Source organism: Rhodopirellula sp. UBA1907 (genome assembly GCF_002337565.1).
GTDB lineage: Bacteria > Planctomycetota > Planctomycetia > Pirellulales > Pirellulaceae > Rhodopirellula > Rhodopirellula europaea.
The window spans coordinates 113,568-119,475 of the sequence record NZ_DDGH01000006.1 but is presented as its reverse complement, the minus strand read 5'-3'; the positions used below and the strand labels follow the sequence as shown (position 1 = coordinate 119,475).

Here is a 5,908-nt window from a genome sequence, read left to right as displayed (position 1 = left end):
TTCAGATTGAAGGAACCGGCCCGCCATGCGACGCAAATCATCGTATAAAAACGAGAACATCTGGTCGGTTTTGGCAGCGTCACCGTTTTGACTACTTTGCAAGATTTGCGTGATCGACGACATCAACGAAGCTCAACGGGACAGTGACCAAACTTTGGCGATATGTAAGGTTTGGGAGTGAATGTCAACGATCTCTTTGACTTCTACAGAGTAACCCCCAGCCATGGCGATTGCCACCGGCAAATCGTTGTGACGACACCACTGGAGCACCATCTCGTCTCTTTGTCGCAATCCTTCCATTGTCAGGGACAGTCGACCCAACCGGTCGTTCTTGAAAGGATCGGCACCGGCGAGGTAGATGACCAAGTCAAATCGACCAGAATCACTTTGATGTTTTTCAAGTTTCGCGAGGACGGATCGCAATGCGTCGCAATAGTCTTCATCGCCCGTTCCGTCGGGAAGGCTGACGTCCAGGTCGCTGGGCATTTTCCGCAGGGGAAAGTTTTTGACCCCGTGAACCGAACAGGTGAAAACGCTAGGGACATCTTTCAAGATTGACGCGGTCCCGTTGCCTTGGTGGACGTCCAAATCGATGATCGCGGCTCGCTGAATCTGTCCCTCGGACTGAAGTGTTCGGATCGCGACCGCGGCATCGTTGAACACGCAGTAGCCTTCGCCTTCGCTGGCGAACGCATGGTGCGTGCCACCGGCGAGGTTGGCGGAGACTCCTTCCTCGAGGGCCGCCCGTGCCGCTGAGATCGTGGCACCGGTGCTTCGGCGTGAACGCTCCACCATTTTCTCGGACCATGGAAATCCGATGCGCCGGATTTCTTGCTTGGTCAAAGTTCCCGACTGAACCCGCTGGACATAGTCCGGTGTGTGGCAATGAAGAAGTTGCTCGTCGGTTGCCGCTTGAGGGACGATCAGTGCGTCGTCGCGATGATGATCGGATTCGACGATCCGCTGTCTCAAGAGATGGTACTTGGAAATCGGAAACCTGTGGCCGTCAGGCAACGGCAGGTCAAAGTGATCGGTGTAGTACAGACGCAATGCAGGCGAGTTGGCTGAGGGTTAGACTTGGTGTTGTGTCCTCGACATCATGATCCACTGCAACACCTTATCGCACCCGACAAGACGAATGAATTCAGATCCTTCTTCCACTCCGAACATGCCGCATTCTGACCTGGACAATTCGAGCGATTCAAGTGGCGCAACCTTGGCCGGTTGGGCGTTTCAAGGAATGGTGATCACGTTTGGACTGACGATGGGTTGTGTGTTCATGGGAGTGATCCTCTGGATGATCGGCGGAAACGAGCCACCAGAAGAGGATCAAACGATCTTCGTTTTAGTTGGTGTGGTCGCATTGGTGGCCAATGTGATGGTCGCGTTTCTCGTGCCTGCCATGTTGCGATCGGCGGCTGCTACGGAATTGAAATCCGCCGATGGAGCAGTCGCTTCCGCTCGCACTTGGGCACAATGGCCTGAACGGGAACCCATGCCTTTGCCGCTGAGTCGTTTTTGCCAGACCGATCAAACGGCTCGGTTGATCGGGCAGGCCGTCATGGAAGGCACCGCGGCGATCAACTTCGTGATGATGTTTCTCACTCGATCGCCAGTCAATTTGTTGTGCGGCCTCGTCGCCTTATTGGGCGTGGTGGCGATGTTCCCGACGGTCGGACGGATGCGAAATCGCATCGCGTCGGCTTTGGAAGCCTAAACTCAATGCACTGATTTCCCTCCGCTGTTCAGCATCCCTCCTACCGACGAATCCCACATGAAAATTCTACGGACAAAGAAACTCGTTTTGCATCTGGCGTTTCGAGGCGGGCTCGCTGCTCTGCTTGTCGGTTGCGTTTTGCTGCCGGTCGCGATCGTGCGAGCGGAAGAAACGATCGCAGATGCACCAGTCGCTTCCGAAGCATTGCCTGAGCTGAAGACACTCGATGGGCATTTTCCGTTTGACGTTCCCGAAACACTCGAGCAATGGGGATTACGGGCGGAACAACTGCGGACGCGGGTCGCGATGGCAACCGGCCTACATCCAATGCTGCCTCGGCCGCCGATTGAGGCGACCATTCATTCCGTGGTGAAACGCGATGGGTTCCAAATCGAAAAGGTTTACTTCGAGAGTCTGCCCGGGCACTTCGTGACTGGATTGTTGTTTCGCCCGACAGGAGACAGCGTCGCCCGCGGATTGAACGCGGATGGAAAGCGTCCTGGTGTTCTTTGCCCACACGGGCACGGTGGCCGGATGATGCGCAACGATGCTGACAAGATGAAGCAGCTGATTGAAAACGGCGACGAAATGTACATGGAGTCGGGCAGTCATCCCAAGCTGGCTCGATGTGCGACGTTGGCTCGGATGGGATGTGTGTCGTTCATCTTCGACATGGTTGGGTACGCGGATTCCGTGCAGCTCAGCTACGAGTTCGCTCACCGTCGACACGCGACTCGGCCTGAGGAAAGCGTTCCCGCTGGTTCCGATCCGGAGTTGTTTTTCAGTACACCGGCCGAAGCTCGCTTGCAGTCGATTCTTGGTCTGCAGACTTACAATGCGTTGCGTTCCTTCGATTTTCTGGCGTCCCTGGATGAGGTCGATCCGGATCGCTTGGCGGTAACTGGCGGCAGTGGCGGCGGGACTCAAACGATTCTTTTGGATGCACTGGAACCGCGAATTGCGGCAAGCTTTCCCAATGGAATGGTGTCGACATCGATGCAAGGTGGATGTGCCTGCGAGAACGCATGCTTGCTTCGGATTGGCACGGGCAACGTGGAATTGGCGGCGTTGATGGCACCCAAGCCGATGGGAATGACGGCTGCGGACGATTGGACGATCGAGATGATGTCGGATGGGTATCCCGAACTGAAACAACTGTATTCGATGATGGACCAACCCGATCACGTGCTGTGTGAATCATTGGTGCAATTCAAACACAATTACAACTATGTGACTCGCCGGATCATGTATGGATGGATGAACGAGCATCTGAATCTTGGATTGGAGACTCCCATCGTCGAAACCGATTTTCCCGCGATCACTGATGATGAGGGTGCGGTTTGGAACGACGACCATCCGGCACCAACTCAGCGAGGTCCGAAGCACGAGCAATCCTTGTTGGGTTGGTGGAACGACCAGAGTCAGCAGTTGCTGGAGGATTGTCTTGGGCAGTCGGTGACCGAAAAAGGTTTTGATCAAATGATCCGCCCTGCTCTCGCAACGCTATTTGATTTACCGATGCCAGAGACCTCCAGCGTGTCCGTGTCGTACTCGGATCCCGTCGAGCATGATTCCGGAGCGACGTTGGTCTCTGGAGTCGTGACCGATGAGACTCGCCGGCGTGAGATCCCAATTCGAAAATGGGTCTCGCAGTCGGAAGGCGATGCCTCCTCCGATGGAACGGTACTCTGGGTGCACTCGGCCACCGACGAGACGACGGACTTTCCAGAATGGTCGGACGCATTTGCGGCTCAGCTAGAAAAGTCAAAAACAATCATTGTGATCGACATTGCCGCGATGCCGACGGACGCTCCCGAAGGCAAGCAGCGAACGAATCCCCAACCACGGCGTGCGTCGTCGGCGTTCACCTTCGGTTACAACCGGCCGTTGGCCGCCACGCGATGCGGCGATGTTTTGGCTGTCGTCTCCGCCTTCCAAAACCCGCCGGGAGGTGTGAGCTTAGTGGCACCCAAAGGTTCCGCAGCATACGTCTTGCCGGCGGCGGCCATCGCCGGCCCCTTCCTCGCTGATGCGACGATTGACGTCAGCGGATTCCGTTTCGCGGACCTGCTTCATCAAGATGACGAGCACTTTGTTCCCGGCATCGTGAAGTACGGCGACGTGGATGCGTTGGCCGCGTGGCGTGCGCCGTATGCGTTGACGATTCAGGACTCGAAAGAATACCAGTGGCCGACGACGAAAGCGATTTACGACGCACGTGACGCCTCGGACCAAGTCCAGTGGCAAGTGAATCGTTGAGGCTGAGCCGATGCTCGGAGATGGAGCATCACTGAGCGCATGAAAAAGGCCCGAGCGAACTCGGGCCTGATGTTGCATGGCGTGAGATTCACGCCGGGCAATTTGCTTTTGCTACCGAATCATTCTTTGGCGGCTTCGGGCAGGTCTTTGTCGACCAAGCCCCATCCGCCGCGACCGCCGGAGATACGGCTCTCGACATCGTCTACCGTTTCGAGGGCGGTTGGCTCCCAGAAGTTCTTGAGAGCTTCGCGATCGAGTGGTTCCAAGGAACGGAACAAACGGAAGCCAACTCCACGAGAAGGATCGTCGGTAAACCACCAAGGGCTTTTGGGGAAGTTTGGATCTTCGTTCTTCCATTCGTCATCGTCGGATGCCAGTCGAGCGGCACTGCGAAGTTCCGGTGGATCACTTTCCCAGCTGCCACCGCGGGCGACGCACGGCCAAGGATTTTCTGGCCAACGAACTGCGTCGATTGCATTGTCAACGGGCGATTCCTTCAACCACTGGTAGCCTTCTTCGGAATACTCGTTGACGGTCCACTCGGCTGCATTGCCGTGCATGTCATGCAAACCAAACGGGTTAGGCTTTTTGGTTCCGACGTGAGCCGGGCCGTCGTATGAGTTGTCGAAGTACCAAGCGTATTCTTCGATGTCGTCGGCGCTGTCGCCCCAGCTGTAAGCGGTCTGGGTTCCACCGCGAGCGGCGTATTCCCATTCAGCTTCGGTTGGCAAACGGTACTGGTTGTCCGTGATCAGGCTCAACCATTTGGTGAATTGCTGGGCGGCGTACTGCGTCATCGTCACGGCGGGTTGTTCTGGGTCTTCGCCGTACTCGTAAGTGAACGAGGGGTCGTACAATTCGGTCGGTGCCGTGATCGAGTCGGCCTGGTTCGATTCGTCCACGGTGCGGACGCCTTCGGCTTCGAACGATTTGAACACGGCGTACATTCGCATGTATTCCTTGTACATCGCCCAAGTCGTTTCGGTCTTTGCGACCCACATCGGCGAGACGTTGATCTCAACGGTTGGGCCTTCGTCTTCCGCGCGTGGATCCTCGTCCTCGGGGCTGCCCATCGTGAACTTGCCACCGGGAACCGGGATCATTTCGAACGTGATGTCGGTGCCCGGAATTTTTTCCGTGTAGGGAACCATGAATCGACCATCGCCCAAATCCACCGATGGTCCTTCGGCGGGTTTTTCGCTTGAAATCCCAACCGTCGACGCTTGGCTGGATTCGACTGCGGTTTCTTGGGCATGCACCGAATTCGGTGTACCGGAAGGAAGGATCGACCCAGCTGCCATCGAGCAGACGGCAGCGATGCCGAGTGGGCGGAGAGAGCGTTTCAAATCAAACGTCATAGTGTGACAAATGGAACAAGTGAGTGGATCGGAAGTCGTTTTCGCAACGATTGAGTTTAGTCGAAGAAACCAGCAAACTGAATGCGTTTTCGAGGCGAATGTGGTCTTGGATCAGCCCGCCACGAACCGGGCGGGGGAGCGTTGATCCCTGGTTGGAACCAGTTCGAAGACATCAATGCTACCGCAATCGACCAAATCGCCAGCGTAATTGGCGGCGATCAGGTTTTTGCCTCCTTGGGTCAGTTTCAACCGTTCGGCGAGTGTTTCGGAACTGTTGACGCCATCGTGCGTGATGCAGTGCTGCCACGCTGAGAGTGCGATCGCGCCCGAATCGTTCAAAAGCTCGATCGGACCATCATAAAAACGCGGTGAATCTGCCAGCCGTTGATGGCACATTGCGATGATGGCCCCAGCCAAAAGCACGTCTTCCGTGGTCACACATCCATTGGTTCCCGCGCAGACGATTCTGGCAAAACCCTCTTCATCGGGGTTGGCGGCATTCCATTTCACCAAGCGGTCGATGACGGCGGACAAGTTTGCGAAACTGGCCAGCCACATCTGCTCGCATTCTTCG

At 56.1% G+C, this 5,908-nt stretch carries 6 protein-coding genes; 2 read left to right on the top strand and 4 right to left on the bottom strand.

From position 1 onward, the window contains the following. Positions 1-123 (bottom strand): ECF-type sigma factor (locus tag B2R17_RS02365; RefSeq protein WP_286762713.1); only part of this gene is annotated, 123 nt, incomplete at its 3' end. Positions 124-132: 9 nt separating this feature from the next. Further along, on the bottom strand, positions 133-1,014 hold the full coding sequence (locus tag B2R17_RS02360) for a histone deacetylase (protein WP_339887601.1): 882 nt from the start codon (positions 1,012-1,014) through the stop codon (positions 133-135). Between the two features lie 124 nt (positions 1,015-1,138). On the opposite strand from B2R17_RS02360, the gene B2R17_RS02355 reads away from it, so the two are divergent. Next, the gene (locus tag B2R17_RS02355; RefSeq protein WP_286762684.1) at positions 1,139-1,717 is read left to right on the top strand and encodes a hypothetical protein; all 579 of its coding nucleotides are present in this window, start codon (positions 1,139-1,141) and stop codon (positions 1,715-1,717) included. Between the two features lie 57 nt (positions 1,718-1,774). After that, entirely contained in the window at positions 1,775-3,976 is a 2,202-nt protein-coding gene (locus B2R17_RS02350) for an acetylxylan esterase (RefSeq protein WP_286762683.1), read from the top strand. A 119-nt stretch (positions 3,977-4,095) separates the two neighbouring features. Here the strand turns inward: B2R17_RS02350 and B2R17_RS02345 are convergent, their stop codons facing one another. Both B2R17_RS02345 and B2R17_RS02340 read right to left on the bottom strand, forming a co-directional pair. Further along, positions 4,096-5,334 carry a formylglycine-generating enzyme family protein gene (locus tag B2R17_RS02345; protein WP_339887542.1) on the bottom strand — a complete coding sequence of 413 codons (1,239 nt, stop codon included), beginning with the start codon at positions 5,332-5,334 and terminating at the stop codon, positions 4,096-4,098. 111 nt (positions 5,335-5,445) lie between these two features. Beyond that, a partial coding sequence (locus tag B2R17_RS02340; protein WP_286762681.1) for a 2-phosphosulfolactate phosphatase occupies positions 5,446-5,908 on the bottom strand: 463 nt, incomplete at its 5' end.

Coding starts and splice junctions, on each gene's coding strand:
- B2R17_RS02345 (WP_339887542.1), bottom strand. CDS start 5,334: ATGACGTTTGATTTGAAACGCTCTCTCCGCCCACTCGGCATCGCTGCC.
- B2R17_RS02355 (WP_286762684.1), top strand. CDS start 1,139: ATGAATTCAGATCCTTCTTCCACTCCGAACATGCCGCATTCTGACCTG.
- B2R17_RS02350 (WP_286762683.1), top strand. CDS start 1,775: ATGAAAATTCTACGGACAAAGAAACTCGTTTTGCATCTGGCGTTTCGA.